The sequence below is a fragment of the Gordonia heveisoli genome, from assembly GCF_030315745.1.
Classification (GTDB): Bacteria; Actinomycetota; Actinomycetes; order Mycobacteriales; family Mycobacteriaceae; genus Gordonia.
Map to the genome: position 1 here is coordinate 1 of NZ_JASXSH010000002.1, position 12,949 is coordinate 12,949.

Below are 12,949 nucleotides of genomic sequence, written 5' to 3' on the forward strand. Positions count from 1 at the left end.
CTCGCGGGCGATCACCTTCTGATAGGACGGGAACTGCTCGTAGAAGCCCAGACGCTCCGCCGCCACCTCGCGACCGGCGTCCACATCCGCGACGACCAGCGTCGGCACCATCGCGATGACCTGAGGTGCGGGCCTCCCAGCCGCTTCGGCCGCCGCGCGGATCGTCGGCCCGATGAAATCGCCGATGGTGCGCGGCCCGGCGAGGTACGGCAGTGTGCCGTCGGCGAGTTCGCCGGTGACCTGCAACGCCTTGGGCCCCATCGCCGCCACGTACACCGGCAGCGGGGTGCCGCCCGACACGACCGGCGGCCAGCCGGGCCGCGCGGTGATCTCGTCGCCTGCGTAGTCCACCGTGCCCTCGTCGATGATCGACCGCAGCACACTGAGGTGCTCACGCAGCCGACCGGCCGGGTTGCGCCACCTCACGCCGAAGGCCTGTTCCTCGATCGCATGCGAGCCGAGTCCGAGTCCCAGACTGAAGTTGCCGTGGGCCGCGGCCTGCGCGGTCTGGGCGGCCGATGCGACGATCAGCGGATGTCGGGGGTTGATCGGAACCACCGAGGTGCCCACCCCTAGACCGGGCACCGCGGCCCCGATCAGACCGGCCAGGGCGATCGAGTCGACGTCGAACTGCTGGGCCAGCCAGATCTGGCGAACACCGACGGTGTAGGCGCGTCGGGCCTGATCGATCGCGGCGTCGACGGCGTTGGGCGCGTGCGGATCAAGGGCGAGGACCACTCCGGTTGTCATACCGGGGTCAACCGGACCGGCGGCGGCCGGCATTTCGTTGAATTCACAGCGGCTGCAACGAAATAGCCGATCACCCTACACCGACACCGCGCGTATCAGGTCGAGCTTGCCCTGGTCCTCACTTCCGGCAGCGGCGGTGAAGGTGATGATGTGCAGTCCGGCCCCGGGGACGTCGAGGACGTCGCAGTCCAAGGTGATCTCCCCTACGCGCGGATGCGCGATCGTCTTGCGCTGGCTCACGTGTTCGGCGGGCGAGGTGTCGGCCCAGAGTTGCGCGAAATGCGCCGACGCCCCGGCCAGTTCGTCGATCATCGCGCGCAGGGACTGGTCGTGGGGATGACGCGCGACGGCGGCACGCAGATCGGCGACGATGCTGCGTTCGAAACGCCCGGCGTCGTCGGAGAACGACGGTCGCAGCGCCCGGGCGCCCGGACCGTCACCGAAGATCATCCGGGCGAGGTTGCGTTCGGCGACCGGCAGCACGGCGGCGTCACCGTGTAGGGCTGTCCACGGCCGATTCCACATCAGTAGCGTCCAGTCGACCGCGAACACCCCGATCGGGATATCGGCGAGCCGATTGACCAGCCGCTGCACACTGTCGGGGACATGTGCGCTGACCAGGCTGTCGCGCGGGGGTAGGAGTCCCGCGCTGGTGAACAACAGGTCCCGCTCGCTGCGACTGAGTTGCAGTGCGCGGGCCAACGCCCCGACGACCTGCGCCGACGGCCGCATCGCACGCCCGTGTTCGAGCCGGATCACATAGTCCACCGACAGGCCGGCGAGCATCGCGAGTTCCTCACGCCGCAGCCCTGGCGCACGGCGGCGAGACGTGACGGTCAACCCGGCGTCGGATGGTGCCAGCCGATCACGCCATCGGTGCAGCAGGTCCCCGAAATCCGTCTGTGCCATCCCGCCATTGTGCGGTGACCGCTGATCGATTGCCTGGGTACTGACAGTCCATCGTCTACCCGGGGCACTGGTGCAGCACCGTCACATGCGCGATCGTCACCTCGAGACCCAGCCCGGCGGCCCAAGGAGTATCCATGTCCCAGAACCACTCCCCGAACCTCGCTCCCCGACGAACGATCGTGATGACCGGCGCGACCACGGGCATCGGCCGCATCGCGGTCGACCACGTACTCGCCGCCCGGCCCGACGACCATCTCGTGCTGCTGGCCCGCGAACCGCGGGCCTCGGTCCTCGCCGACGAGCTACGCGGCCGCCGCTACCACGTCACGGCGATCGACACCGACCTGAGCCGACTGGCGGATGTGCGTGCGGCCGCGAACCGGATCGTCGACGGCATCGAATCGGGTGCGCTCGGTCCCGTCCACGCGATCATCGCCAACGCGGGTGCACAGTTCACCGACGCCCACACCGTGACGGCCGAGGGCATCGAGGCGACCTTCGCGGTCAACGTCGCCGCCAACCACGTCCTGATCCGGACTCTCGCACCCCATCTGGCCGCACCTGCGCGCATCACGATCACGGTGAGCGACACCCACTTCGGCGACCTCCGACACAATCTGGGAATGGTGCCCGGGCCACGCTGGCCCGACGATCCCGCCGCGCTCACCGGGGTGGGCGCCTTCGGCGACTCGGCCTCGGTGCGGGCCGGCCGAACGGCGTACTCGACGAGCAAACTCGCGGCCATTCATCTGGTCCACGAGTACGCCCGGCGGTTGCCGCCCGGTGTCGACGTCATCGGTTTCAACCCGGCTTTCGTCCCCGGCACCTCGCTGACCCGACATGCCGGTTCACCGACTCGTCTGGCGATGCGGTGGGTGGCGCCCCTCGTAGCGCTCACCCCGTTGGCCAACCGACCCGCCACCGCGGGCCGCCAGCTCGCCGATGCCGCCCTTGGCCGGACTCCGGCGGACACCGGCGGCTACGTGGACCGCGGCGGGGCCGCCGCCTCGTCGCCGCAGTCCTACGATCGCGATCGCGAAGCCCGGCTATGGGACGTACTCGAGACGGTGACCGCCGGCCTCACCTGACCGCCGGGGGCGTCAGCGGCGTGTCAGGGTGACGGTCTCGTTGGGGTCGTAGGCATTGACCACGATCTTCACCGTGCCCGACGTCGTCGGGGTGAAGGTGAAGGGACGAGATTCGGAACCGCTACTGCTGTTATCAGAGTTGTCGACCTGCTCGGTCGCGGAGTACACGCGGAAGCTGACGTAGCTCGACGTATTCGACGGCGAGATGCTGATGGTCACCGGCTGCCCGGCACGCACATCCATGTCGACGACGGCGCGACCGTCGACACCGCTGGTCACGGTCACCGACTGCGTGCCGACCAGGCTGGCATCGGGTTTGATCTTGGCCACCATCTTCGGGAGTTCCCCCTCGATGCCGATCGCCCGGTAGATCGAGTCGACCGACGTCGCGTCGACGGACAGGAGCGAGGTGCCCACCACTGTCTGGACCGGATCGATATGCCAGCCGACGTCATCCTTGGTGGCGACGACACCGATGTCCGATGTCAATCCCTCGGTGAAGCCGGGGAGTTCCTCGCGCACCGCGTCGTCGGCGCAGTGACGTTCCCCCTCGACGGTGACGCAGTTGCCCTCGATGGTGCCGGAGACATTTTCCCCCTCCGCGGTGGCCGAGTAGTCGAGGCGATCGACGTGCACGTAGGTGACACCGTTTTTGTTCTCCGACGAGTACTTTCCGTTGGAGAAGCGCAACTCGTGAACCTCGTCGAGGTCCAGGTCGTCTCGCACCTGCGCGCCGTAGATGGCCACCATGCGGCCGTAATAGCCGGGCAGCGCCGCGGTGATCGGGTCGATGGAATTGGCGTCGACGCTCTCCGACAGCGCGGCGACGAACCCGGCGGCAGCCTCCTCGGGACTGGAATACCGTTTGGCATCAACCGGTTTCGCGTTGTAGTCGGCCTCGCCCTGATCATTGCCGCGCCACGCGTACTCGGCCGACGTGTAGCCCGGACTGACGTACCAGCGCCCACCTTCGGAGACGACCATCACGAACGGGTCGATCGCATCGCCCCGGTTCGACCGGCCGCGCAGATCCGCCACGTCGATCGTGCCCTCGCCGGATTCCAGATCGTCGCCGAAAAGCTCACGCAGACCCTGGTTGGCCTTCGCCGGATCGAAACGGGCGGTGATCGTTCCGCTGGTGAACGTGACCCGCGACAGCCCGGACCGAAGCGACTCGACCTTGGTGTGCACATTCTCGGTGGTGATGGTGACGCCTTCGAGCAGGCCGTCCGTACCGCCGCCCTCCTGCACGCCCGCTTCCTCGGCCTTGCGCTGCGCGTTGGTCAGCACCTGCTGCAACGGTCCGGCCTCCGACGGTGCGATCAGGGCGACCGCGGCCATGGTGTCGCGTTTGGTCGCGGCGGCCAGCACGTCGAGCGCGGCGGCCTCCGCGGTGCCGGCACCACCGTCGTTGTCGGACCGACCGGTCCAGGCCACGATGGCGGTGATCGCCACCGCCGCGACGACGAGCACCGCGAGGCCGGCGAGCAGCCAGTTGCGGCGACGATGGCTCGGCTCGACCGGAGCACCGAAACCGGGGGCGCCGGGCGGTACCTGCGCGAACATCACCTGCTCGGGCACCGGTGGGAACTGGCCCGGGGGCAGGTACTGGCCGGGCTGACCCTGGGTCGGGAACTGATTCGTCGGGAACTGGCCGGGCTGACCCGGGTTCTGGAACTGCCCGGTCGGGAACTGCCCGGTCGAGAACTGGCCGGGCTGACCCTGGGTCGGGAACTGCCCGGGCGGAACCTGCGGCGCCGCACCGGGAATCAGCTGGGTCGGGTCACCCGTACCCGGCGCAGGCGCCGACGAGGCCGTCGGGATCCACTGTGTCGCCCCATCTGGGGTCGTCGTCGAGGTCGGGTCAGCCGCAGCCGGGGGCGTGGCCATCGGCGTCCACTCGGTGGCGTCGGCCGGTATCTGTCCGGTGGCGTCCGACGATTCGGCCCCCTCCGGTGCCGGCACGTGCGGATCGGGGTTGTTCGGATCGGACACTCGTCACCCTTAAAGATCGGCCTGCAACTGGAAAATTCGGCCCAAACTAGCACGGACATTCCGGTCGAACCGTGCACCCGCACCGGCGTTGTCCCCCGAATGGACTACCGCCGGATGTCGCGGACGTTGATCGCCACCAGCGCCGCGGTGAGCAGTAGCGTCGCATAGAGCAGTGAGAGGAAGATCCCCCACATCATCGGCGTCGGGTCGAAAACCGCTCGGCTGGCGTCGATCCAGGCCGCGTAGTGCCGTGTGGGGAAGATGCCCCGGAGATTGCCGAGGGCTCCCAGACCACCGAGCACGTGGAAGCCGACCGTGATCGTCACCGTGCCGGTGACCGCGACTGCGGCGTTGTCGGCGGCCAGCACCGACAGCAACAGCGCCAACGCCGCAATCCAGCTCAGGTACACCACGATGAACCCGACCATCAACGCCACCCGACCGATGACCGCCACGCCGGTCACGCCCGGCCCGGCCACCGGCAGGAGCGTTCCCGCACCGAAGAACGCCCACCCGACGAGATAGCTGGACACCGCGTAGATCACCACCGCCACCACGACGATCACCGCCAGCGCAGTGGCCTTCACCAGCAGCAGACGCGTCCTCCCGACCGGAACCGTGGCCAGTACCCGCAGATAGCCCCAGGCGGACTCGCGCGCCAGCGCATCGCCGAACAGGTAGGCGACGACCACGATCAGGAACAGCTGACACCCTGAATACAGGGTCACCACGGTGAAGTTGCCCGCACCCGTGGTGGCCAGCAGCCCGATCACATCACCCTCGATGACGAAGTCGTTCCGGCCGGCCTGCAGTACCGCGGCCAGCGCGATCGGGATCACCAGCAGGAGTAGCAGGATCACCCAGGTGCCGCGCCGCTGGAACTGTCGGCGAAGTTCGGTACGCACCCGCAGCGCGTGGCGCGGATCGAATCCGATCGCCGCCCCGGACAGGCGGTTCGTCTCGTCGGTCTTGTCGTTCATCGCGGCCCGGCCATGGACGCCGACTCCCGGTCCCCCGCGAGCACGTCCATCGGAGTCGTCTGCACGACGCCGCGTTCGGCGGTCGCCCGGTACACGCCCGCCAGCTTGTCGGGTGTGTGCACCGCCCGCACCTCGATCCCGGCTTCCACCACGGCACGAAGGATCTCGGCGACCGGCACCTGCGCGTGTCGCACGATGACACCGCGGGGCGTCGGCTCCAGGGCGTGCGGTCCGGCCAGCCCGAGGTCGGCGAGCGGCTGCCGCAACTGCTCGGCGGCAGCGGCGGGATCGTCGACGTCGAGGGTCAGGATCGGGGTGACCGAGTGCAGCTGGTCGACGGCCCCGGCAGCGGCCACCACACCGTCACGGATGACGAGATAGTCGGTGCACAGCTGCGACACCTCGGACAGGTGATGGCTCGACACCACCACGGTGCGGCCCGACGCCGCGTACCGGCGCAGCACCTGCGCCAACTCCCAGGTCTGGTCCGGGTCGAGGCCGTTGGTCGGCTCGTCCAGGATGAGCAGTTCGGGTAGGCCGAGCATGGCCTGGGCCAGCGCCAGCCGTTGTCGGGTGCCCTGGCTGTAGGTCCCGGCGGGCCGGTCGGCGAAACGGCCCAATCCGGTCATCTCGACGACGAAGTCGAGGTGGGCGTCACCGGCCGCGCGACCGGTGATCTCCCACAGCATCGTCAGGTTCTGGCGCCCGGTCCGGTGCGGGACGAAACCGGCTTCCTCGATGGTGATCCCGACCCGGGACAACACCGGTGCCCCGGGAGTGACGACGTAACCCAAGATCGACACGTGGCCCGCGTCGGGTTCGGTCAGGCCGGCGACGATGCGCAGCAGGGTCGTCTTGCCCGCACCGTTGGGGCCCAGAAGCGCGAGCACACGACCACGCTCAAGGCTGAAGCTCACCTCGTCGAGCACGGTGACGCGCTGATATTTCTTGGTCAACCGCTGCACCGACAGAGCCGCCGGATCGCCGGTGATCGCCGGCCGCCGGCGCCGCACGAGCGCAGTCAGGCCGACGACAATCCAGCCCACGAGCAAGGCGAGCACGCCGATCGTCGGGATCAGCTGTGCGCCGCCGATCGGCCCAAAGGTGAACATGGACGGTGACGGTATCAACCGATGCCGCGATCGGTCGTGGACGATCGCGGAAACCGCGAGTTCGTACTACGAATGCGGGACGGCCAGGGCGCGGTCCCACAGGGCGGCTTCGCGCATCTCGCCCGGGCCGACCATGTCCGAGAAAGCGATAAGCCCGTCGCGGCCGATCACGAACGTGGCCCGGTTGGGTACACCCGACTGCTCGTTGAACGCACCATAGGCCGAGGCCACCGCTCCGTGCGGCCAGAAATCCGACACGATCGGGAACAGGAACCCTTGCGCCGACGACCACACCTTGTGGGTGGGTGGCGGGCCGACCGAGATCGTCACCGTGGTGAGCGACTCATTGTCGAAGTCGGGTAGGTGATCGCGGATGTACCCGAGTTCCCCCTGGCAGGTGCCGGTGAAGGCGAGCGGGAAGAATACGAGCAGGACGGCACGGTCGGCGAGTAGCGCGGAAAGCGAGACGACCTGATTGTTCTGGTCGCGCAATTCGAACTCGGGCGCGCGAGCACCCACCGCCAGCGGCCCGCCCGTGGTGGAGCCGTCGTTCATGCCCGTTTACCGGGGCGCGCCTTGGGTTGGACCAGTCGTGAACCCGACCAGTTGCCCAGACTGACGACCGAGGTCTGCGTGAGGCCCGCGGTCGGCGCGGCCTCGGCGATCTCGCTCGGATCGACATGTCCGTCCTGACCGGTCTTGGGCGAGACCACCCACACATAGCCGTCGTCGGCCAGTGGGGAGATCGCATCCATCAGCGCATCGACGAGGTCACCGTCGTCGTCACGCCACCAGAGCAGCACGACGTCGATGACGTCGTCGGCATCCTCGTCGAGCATCTCCGAACCGATGAGATCCTCGATATCGGCGCGCAGGTTGTCGTCGGCGTCCTCATCCCAGCCGATCTCCTGCACGACCAAACCTGACGCCAAGCCCAGTTTGTGGGCCCTGTTCTCCGCAGAGCTACCGTCCGTGGCGGCTACCACCGCGCGCGACCTCCTACCGATAAATGTGCACGTGCTGTGACGAGCTTTTTACTGACGAGCTTTGTGCCAACGAACTTTTGTGTGACGAATTCGCCTGTCAGCATATGGAACAGCCTAAAGCCTCTCAGCACAAGCCGGGAGCGCACAGGCATTTTCGGCGTTTCTCGACGGATTCGACTTCCCCGACATTCGGCGCGCCCCGCCCGGTCACGACCCTCAGCGCGGGCGGGCCGGCGTCGATGTCCCCAGCCCAGGGGGTGTCGGCACATACGTCGCGCACGCGCCGAGGACGCGTTGTTTGTCCGCGCTCCACCGGGTGGCGACCTCGTTGAGTTTCGTGAGTTCCTTGCGGCGGATGGCCCCTTCGAGCCGTCCGGTGCTGTCGACGAAGGCCCGAGCGGGTGCCGCGACATCCTCGGGCACCCCGGCCACGAGTTTGTTCCGGATCTGGTCGGCCCCGGCGATCAGACTCGCCCGCGCCTTGTCGTCGAGGTCACCGATCTTGGCGTAGTCGTGGGTCACGTTGAGCTGCACGATGAATGAGTTGTACCCACGCACCATCAGCACCATCGACGTCATCGACTGACGGCACAGTTCGACGGCGGAGGTATGGACCGCGGCCTGCGCCGAGGCGTTGACCTCCGAGCGATATGCGGCCACCTCGCCGGGTGCGGCCACCCCGGAACCGGACACCTGCTGTGTGCACGCGGTCAGCGCACCGACGGTCACCAGCAGCCCGGCGACCGCACCGGCCACTCGCCGACCGGACCGGATACTGCCGGGTCCCGGTCGTGCCGTCACACCCCGCATCAACTTCCCCCTGCACGCTCGCCTACCGGACTCCCCGTCCGGACTCGGCATCGGGCCAAAACGCTACCGCACGGTAGCGTCCGCGTGGTCGCCAACGGATGGGACTGGCGGTGCCGACGATCCCCGGATGGGGCACGATGTGAGGAGGGACACCCGTCGATCTCACCACCGTCGACGATCGTCGGAGCCCATTTGTCATCGCACCGCCGGATCTCCACCCGTTGATTCGGCCCAGTCGAGGGAGTAGGCATCACCGTGACCGAACAGGCAGAGCAGACGAGGTTTGGCGACAACACGCCAAGCGAGTTCAGCGACATCAGCACCGCATCGCCGAACAAGAGTCGCACCGACAACCGGGTCCGCGTGATCCGCGAGGGCGTCGCCTCGTATCTGCCCGACATCGACCCCGACGAGACCGGCGAATGGCTGGACTCGCTGGATTCCCTCATCGACTCGGCCGGCCCCGCCCGGGCACGCTATCTGATGCTGCGGCTACTCGAACGCGCAGGCGAGAAGCAGGTGTCGATCCCGTCGCTGACATCCACCGACTACGTGAACACCATCCCCACCGAGAACGAGCCGTGGTTCCCCGGCGACGAGGACCTCGAGCGACGGTTCCGGCAGTTCATCCGCTGGAACGCGGCGATCATGGTGCATCGTGCCCAGCGGCCGGGCGTCGGCGTCGGCGGCCACATCTCCACCTACGCGTCATCGGCGTCGCTGTACGAGGTCGGCTTCAACCACTTCTTCCGGGGTAAGGACCATCCCGGCGGCGGTGACCACATCTTCATCCAGGGTCACGCCTCCCCCGGTATCTACGCACGCGCCTTCCTCGAAGGCCGGATCGACACCGACCGGATGGACGGCTTCCGCCAGGAACACAGCCATGCCGGCGCGGGTGGCGGTCTGCCGTCGTATCCGCATCCGCGTCTGATGCCGGACTTCTGGGAGTTCCCGACCGTCTCGATGGGCCTGGGGCCGATGAACGCGATCTATCAGGCCCGGTTCAACCACTACCTGCATGACCGCGGCATCACCGACACCTCGCAGCAGCATGTGTGGGCCTTCCTCGGCGACGGCGAGATGGACGAACCGGAGTCGCGCGGCTTCGCCAGTTTCGCGGCCACCGAGGGCCTCGACAATCTCACCTTCGTGGTGAACTGCAACCTGCAGCGCCTCGACGGTCCGGTCCGCGGTAACGGCAAGATCATCCAGGAGCTGGAGTCCTTCTTCCGTGGTGCGGGCTGGAATGTCATCAAGGTCGTCTGGGGCCGTGAATGGGATTCGCTCCTGCACGCCGACCGAGACGGCGCCCTGGTCAATCTGATGAACACCACTCCCGACGGTGACTATCAGACCTATAAGGCCAATGACGGCGCCTTCGTCCGCGAGCACTTCTTCAACCGTGACCCGCGGACCAAGGAACTGGTGAAGAACCTGACGGATCAGCAGATCTGGAATCTCAAGCGCGGCGGCCACGACTATCGCAAGATCCACGCCGCCTACGCATCGGCACTGGCCCATCGCGGACAGCCGACCGTGATCCTGGCGAAGACGATCAAGGGCTACACGCTCGGCAAGCACTTCGAGGGCCGCAACGCGACCCACCAGATGAAGAAGCTGACGCTCGACGATCTCAAGGCTTTCCGCGACAGCACCCGGATCCCGATCAGCGACGAACAATTGGAGAAGGATCCCTACCTGCCGCCGTACTACCACCCCGGGGCGGACTCGCCGGAGATCCAGTACATGCTCGACCGCAGGCGCTCGCTCGGCGGGTTCCTGCCGAGTCGTCGCACCACGTCGAAGGCACTCAAACCCGATGTGACCGCGGCACTCAAGACCACCGCCAAGGGGTCGGGCAAGCAGCAGGTCGCCACCACCATGGCATTGGTTCGCATCTTCAAGGATCTGTTGCGCGACAAGGAGATCGGCAAGCGAATCGTGCCGATCATCCCCGACGAGGCGCGGACCTTCGGGATGGATTCCTGGTTCCCGACGCTCAAGATCTACAACCGCAACGGGCAGCTCTACACCTCAGTCGACGCCGAACTGATGCTCGCCTACAAGGAGTCCTCCGAGGGCCAGATCCTGCATGAGGGCATCAACGAGGCCGGGTCGGCGGCGTCCTTCACCGCGGTCGGCACCTCTTATGCCACCCACGACGAACCGATGATCCCGCTCTACATCTTCTATTCGATGTTCGGCTTCCAGCGCACCGGCGACAGCTTCTGGGCGGCAGGCGACCAGATGGCCCGCGGCTTCGTCATCGGTGCGACTGCCGGTCGCACCACGCTCACCGGTGAAGGCCTCCAGCACGCCGACGGCCACTCGCCGCTGCTGGCGGCCACCAACCCGGCGGTCGCCGCCTATGACCCGGCCTTCGCCTACGAACTCGGACACATCATCATCGACGGGCTGCGGCGCATGTACGGCGACAGCCCGGAGAACATCTTCTACTACCTCACCGTGTACAACGAGCCGATCAGCCAGCCGGCCGAGCCGGAGAATCTCGACGTCCCGGGTCTGCTCAAGGGCATCTACCGATTCCAGCCCGCCCCGGCCGACGCCGAATATCCGGCCAACATCCTGGTCTCGGGGGTCACCATGCCCGATGCCCTGCGGGCGTCGGAGATCCTCGCGAAGGACTGGCAGGTGGGTGCCAACGTGTACTCGGTGACCTCGTGGAGTGAACTGGCCCGCGACGGCATCCGCGCAGATCGGGAGGCGGTGCGCGAGCCGGCCGCCGCCGTCACCCCGGCCTATCTGACCACGGCGCTCGCCGATGTCGCCGGGCCGTTCGTCGGCGTCAGCGACTTCACCCGCGGAGTGCAGGAACAGATCCGGGCCTACGTTCCGGGCACCTACCTGACGTTGGGCACCGACGGGTTCGGCTTCTCCGACACCCGCACCGCGGCCCGACGGGTCTTCAACGTCGACGCCGAGTCGATCGTGGTCGCGGTGCTCGTCGCCCTCGCCCGCGACGGTCACATCCCGTTCACCCGGGCACAGGAGGCCGCGGAGAAGTACCGGATCACCGATGTGAACGCGGCACCGGTGTCGATGGCCGACCCCGGCTCGGCCTGAGCCTGCCGGGTCTGTCGATCTCCCTCACCTCGGTGCCGCTGTACGACCACAACGGCACCGAGGCGAGTGATCGGCGTGGCGGGTGCCCAGCGGCCGCTTACTGACGGTTGGGCAGAAGATGCGCGCCGTAGAGCTCGATCCGGGCGAAATTCCGCTCCCGGTCCGGCTGAACGCCGGCCGAATAGGTCAGTGCGTCTCCGTCGTCGTCGAGGCCGTCCTGGGGTAGCCGAACTCCCTCGTCCCGCAACGTGGAGCACACTTGGGTGACGGCAGTCCGTACGCCGTCGGCATCGGTGCCGAATTCGCTCCACAGCCAATTGGGAATCCGATCGGTGTCGCGGTTCGACCATCCCAGCGCAGCCATTGCGCCAAGATCCATTCCTCTCCGGACGATCCGCTCGGCCCGAAAGACCTCACCCGAACCGATGTCGATGCGAGCCAGTCGCGCCGGCCGCTTCGTCGGCTTCAGCAGGACGAATGCCTTGGCATCCATTATCCGAAGATCCCGGATGAGGGCGACGAGCATGTCAGCGAGCGCACTCTCGAAATCGGGCCAGTTCGTCACCACGCGACTGCCCGGAAGGTACAGATCATCGAGATGCCCGGCAGGATCGGGACCGAGCTGAAGCCACGACGGCACCCAGTCCGGGTCGTACGGCCCATCGCCCCACTCGACATACTGCGACCACTGATTCTCGAAATACTCGGTCGACCACACCGCGAACTCGAACCGATCCTCACGCACCTGCACCGAGACGGTGTTGGTATCGGACATGGTGGGGTTGCGCCACCAAGCAAACGGGCCCGCGCCGAACCCGCAGCCACCGATCACCTGCGGATCGGTGCCCAGCACGTGCGCGGTGCACTCCACGAGCCGGTGCCAGCCGCCCGAATCCGCCCGGACGCGATCGCCGCAGTCGTCGAGTACAACGATCCTGAGTGCGAGCACGCGATTGTCCTCAACACACTCCACCGACCCGACGTCGCCCGAATCCGACATCACCGTGCCGGTCCCGGGTTCCCGACGCCAGCGCAGCGTCGTCAGCGCGTCGTCGACCTCGGCGGTGCCCCACCCACCGAAATCGGCCCCCAGCACGCGCTTCAGTGATGCCTCGTAGCCATCCAATTCAATCATCGCAGCCCCCTACCGACGACGTGGGCCATCCCCGACGCCGCTGCCGATCATGGCATGCACGCACCTACGCGAACCTGGCGTCGTCGTTCGCACGAAC

General features: G+C 67.4%; 11 protein-coding genes. 2 read left to right on the plus strand and 9 right to left on the minus strand.

Features of this window, described 5'->3' with window-relative positions; genetic code table 11:
• Positions 1 to 750, minus strand: a 750-nt coding sequence (locus tag QSJ18_RS01660; RefSeq protein ID WP_286324472.1) for a TIGR03564 family F420-dependent LLM class oxidoreductase, incomplete at its 3' end; no start/stop codon positions are given.
• A 75-nt stretch (positions 751 to 825) separates the two neighbouring features.
• Positions 826 to 1,659, minus strand: coding sequence for a helix-turn-helix transcriptional regulator (locus QSJ18_RS01665; RefSeq protein ID WP_286324473.1), 834 nt, complete (start codon positions 1,657 to 1,659; stop codon positions 826 to 828).
• A 134-nt stretch (positions 1,660 to 1,793) separates the two neighbouring features.
• Here QSJ18_RS01665 and QSJ18_RS01670 point away from each other — a divergent pair, with 134 nt between their 5' ends.
• Positions 1,794 to 2,747, plus strand: coding sequence for an SDR family NAD(P)-dependent oxidoreductase (locus tag QSJ18_RS01670; protein WP_286324474.1), 954 nt, complete (start codon positions 1,794 to 1,796; stop codon positions 2,745 to 2,747).
• A 12-nt stretch (positions 2,748 to 2,759) separates the two neighbouring features.
• Here the strand turns inward: QSJ18_RS01670 and QSJ18_RS01675 are convergent, their stop codons facing one another.
• The 6 genes from QSJ18_RS01675 to QSJ18_RS01700 all read right to left on the minus strand — a co-directional run bounded on the left by QSJ18_RS01675 (position 2,760) and on the right by QSJ18_RS01700 (position 8,621).
• On the minus strand, positions 2,760 to 4,742 hold the full coding sequence (locus tag QSJ18_RS01675) for a hypothetical protein (protein WP_286324476.1): 1,983 nt from the start codon (positions 4,740 to 4,742) through the stop codon (positions 2,760 to 2,762).
• 104 nt (positions 4,743 to 4,846) lie between these two features.
• Positions 4,847 to 5,722 carry an ABC transporter permease gene (locus tag QSJ18_RS01680; RefSeq protein WP_286324477.1) on the minus strand — a complete coding sequence of 292 codons (876 nt, stop codon included), beginning with the start codon at positions 5,720 to 5,722 and terminating at the stop codon, positions 4,847 to 4,849.
• Positions 5,719 to 6,834: an ABC transporter ATP-binding protein gene (locus QSJ18_RS01685; RefSeq protein WP_286324478.1), complete on the minus strand. Its 1,116-nt coding sequence runs from the start codon at positions 6,832 to 6,834 to the stop codon at positions 5,719 to 5,721. Before QSJ18_RS01685 ends, QSJ18_RS01680 begins: the two co-directional genes overlap by 4 nt.
• A gap of 66 nt (positions 6,835 to 6,900) precedes the next feature.
• Positions 6,901 to 7,389, minus strand: coding sequence for a peroxiredoxin (locus QSJ18_RS01690; RefSeq protein WP_286324479.1), 489 nt, complete (start codon positions 7,387 to 7,389; stop codon positions 6,901 to 6,903).
• Positions 7,386 to 7,820 carry a DUF3052 domain-containing protein gene (locus QSJ18_RS01695; protein WP_286324480.1) on the minus strand — a complete coding sequence of 145 codons (435 nt, stop codon included), beginning with the start codon at positions 7,818 to 7,820 and terminating at the stop codon, positions 7,386 to 7,388. The genes QSJ18_RS01690 and QSJ18_RS01695 overlap by 4 nt, the downstream gene beginning before the upstream one ends.
• 216 nt (positions 7,821 to 8,036) lie before the next feature.
• Positions 8,037 to 8,621, minus strand: coding sequence for a hypothetical protein (locus QSJ18_RS01700; RefSeq protein ID WP_353507196.1), 585 nt, complete (start codon positions 8,619 to 8,621; stop codon positions 8,037 to 8,039).
• Positions 8,622 to 8,945: 324 nt separating this feature from the next.
• Between QSJ18_RS01700 and aceE the strand changes: the two genes are divergently transcribed.
• Positions 8,946 to 11,717 (plus strand): pyruvate dehydrogenase (acetyl-transferring), homodimeric type, encoded by a 2,772-nt coding sequence (gene aceE / locus QSJ18_RS01705; RefSeq protein WP_286324808.1) that lies wholly within the window; start codon positions 8,946 to 8,948, stop codon positions 11,715 to 11,717.
• Positions 11,718 to 11,814: 97 nt separating this feature from the next.
• On the opposite strand, the gene QSJ18_RS01710 is transcribed toward aceE, so the two are convergent.
• Positions 11,815 to 12,852 carry a hypothetical protein gene (locus QSJ18_RS01710; RefSeq protein WP_286324481.1) on the minus strand — a complete coding sequence of 346 codons (1,038 nt, stop codon included), beginning with the start codon at positions 12,850 to 12,852 and terminating at the stop codon, positions 11,815 to 11,817.
• Between the last annotated feature and the right edge of the window lie 97 nt (positions 12,853 to 12,949).